This is a genomic window from Pedobacter sp. 10L46_2 (genome assembly GCF_056395165.1).
In genome coordinates this window covers 1-2673 of the sequence record NZ_JBFTIZ010000429.1, presented here as the reverse complement: position 1 = coordinate 2673, position 2673 = coordinate 1, and the positions used below count along the sequence as shown (strand labels likewise).

Here is a 2673-nt window from a genome sequence, read left to right as displayed (position 1 = left end):
TCGGAGAGGTTAACCACCCCTCAACTTTTACAGTAACCAGTGAGAAAATAAATCTGCTCGAAGCACTTGGCTTAGCGGGCGATATGACACCTTACGGCAAAAGAGAAAATGTTTTACTGATAAGAGAATTGGATGGGCAGAGAAGGATGGAGCGGGTAAACCTGAATAGTAAAGACGTGCTTAATTCTCCGTACTTCTATTTAAAGCAAAATGATGTAATCTATGTAGAGCCTGATAAAGCAAAATCAGTTGAAGTAAGTAGTAACAACCGATTAATGCCACTAATTGTTGCAGCAATCTCTGCTGTGGCGGTATTGGCGACAACTTTTTTGAATAAGTAAGGCAGTGTTAATCTTTTAAACTTATTGTGATGGCTTACAACAAACAAAATCCGACGAACAGCCCCGACGTAAAGGCTCAGATTATGAAATATGCTAAGTATTGGTATTTCTTTGGACTTGCACTACTGCTGGGCTTAGGTGGGGCGTGGTTTTATCTTCAAACTCAGGTACCTAAATATAAGGTCACCAGCTCACTGCTTGTTCAGGACGACTCGAAAGGGGATGGTCTGTTAAAAGGAACCGCTTTCAGTGATTTGAATATGTTTAAGACCTCTAAAACTGTTGATGATGAAATGGAGGTGATGCGGTCAAGAGATTTGATTTATAAGGTGTTATCTGATCTTAAAATGAATGTGAGGTATCATTATAATCTTCCTTTAAAAACACAGGAATTGTATGGTAAAAACCTGCCAATGGAAGTTGTGGTAGATAAGCTTACAGATAAAGCACGTGCCTTAAAGCTTACTTTAAGAGCTATAAATAATGACCAGTTTGTTTTAGGGGAAAAAGACAAGGAAACCATTTACAGATTCGGTAATAAAATAACACGCCCACAATTCACTATTGTCGTTCAAAAGGGGGAAGGCTTTGAGGTTTCAGGTAAAACTGTACATTTTGGCTTTGTAGATCTTTATCAGTTAGCGCAGGCATACAGTTCCAGTGGCCTGGTTATTTTGCCAGTAATTAAAGATGCTAACACAATTGTTCTTAGTGTTTTGGATGCTATACCTCAACGCGGGGTTGATATGTTGAATACGCTGATCTATAGGTATAACCTGGAGAACGTAAGCAATAAAAATTTAATGGCTTTAAATACCATTAAGTTTATTGATGGTAAATTAAAAATGCTGACCAGTAATTTATCGGGAGTTGAACAAGACGTAGAAAACTACAAAAGAAACAATAGGATTACTGAATTGAGTGCAGATGCACAGATGAACTTACAGTCGTCGGGTAATTATAATGATCAGCTGTCGACAAGCGAAGTACAGTTGAGTCTTATTCAATCTATAATTTCTTATCTGAAAAATGCAGATAGTGAGTTTGAATTGGTGCCAAGTACATTGGGTTTAAAGGATCCAACCTTGCTAAATCTGACAGAAAAATATAATAATCTGCAGATTGAAAGACAAAAGCTGTTACGCAATAGTAGCGTTAGCAATCCCTTGGTGATCAATCTTACTGAGCAACTAACCAGCTTAAAAGGCAGCTTGCTAGAGAACCTTAGTATGATAAGAAGAGGGTTAACTTTAGAGAAAAATAAATTAAACAGCAAATCATCGCAGTTTGCGGCTAAATTAAATAGTGTTCCGGTTATAGAACGGGGGCTGTTGGAAAGAAGCAGGGAACAGAGTGTTAAGACAACGCTTTATCAATATCTGCTTCAAAAGAGAGAAGAAACAGAACTTTCATTGTCTGCCACTATTCCAACTTCTCAAATCATAGACAGACCTGCATACAATCCTACTCCTGCAAAACCAAAAGTACAAATGATTTACATGCTGGGGATGATAGCCGGCTTATTTGTTCCATTTTCTGTAATCTATGTTAAAGATAAAATGAACAATAAGGTGAAAGATATATATGATGTAGAATACATCGCTATAAATGGAAAGATTCTGGGAGAACTTAGTCATAAAGCAATAGGAGAGTCTATTGTAGTTCATAAAGATAAAAGCACCACTATATCTGAACTATTCAGGTACATCAGGTCGAATCTGCAATTCATGAATACGAATAAGAGCAACAAAGTTCTGTTGGTAACTTCTACCACAAAAGGCGAGGGTAAAACTTTTTTTAGCATCAACCTGGGCATTACCTTGTCGCTGGTTGAAAAAAAGGTTGCGATACTGGAGTTTGATTTGCGCAAGCCCGATTTGCTGAATAACATGAACATAAAAACGAAATTGGGCTTATCTGATTATTTAAAATCGGAAACCATGGTTATTGATGACATTTTGATAAAAGCCCCTCAATCGGATAACTTATATGTGATTGGTTGCGGGGAGATATCTGAGAGCCCGGCAGAAATTCTAATGAGCCATAAACTGAAAATTTTGTTTCATGAGCTTAAAAAACGGTTTGATTATGTTATCGTGGATACTTCTCCGATTGGGCACGTAGCTGATGCATTTACGCTTGCAGAGTATGCTGATTCGAGTATTTATCTGGTTCGGTACAATTATACAAACAAAGCAGATCTGGCAATATTTGAAGAGATCTGTGAGAACAGAAGATTAATAAATCCGATGATCGTATTTAATGATGCTAAAAAAGAGAATAAGAATGCCTACCGCTATGGTGGCTATGCTTATCCGGGATAGGCTAATAT

2 protein-coding genes are annotated in these 2673 nt (G+C 37.4%); both read left to right on the top strand.

The features are described from left to right. Window positions 1-341, top strand: a 341-nt coding sequence (locus AC1DDX_RS26220; RefSeq protein WP_477622898.1) for a polysaccharide biosynthesis/export family protein, incomplete at its 5' end; no start/stop codon positions are given. 29 nt (window positions 342-370) lie between these two features. Next, entirely contained in the window at window positions 371-2665 is a 2295-nt protein-coding gene (locus AC1DDX_RS26215) for a GumC family protein (protein ID WP_337715971.1), read from the top strand. Window positions 2666-2673: the final 8 nt, after the last annotated feature.

Bases quoted from the DNA above. Each gene is read 5' to 3' on its own strand.
- AC1DDX_RS26215 (WP_337715971.1), top strand. From the start codon at position 371: ATGGCTTACAACAAACAAAATCCGACGAACAGCCCCGACGTAAAGGCT.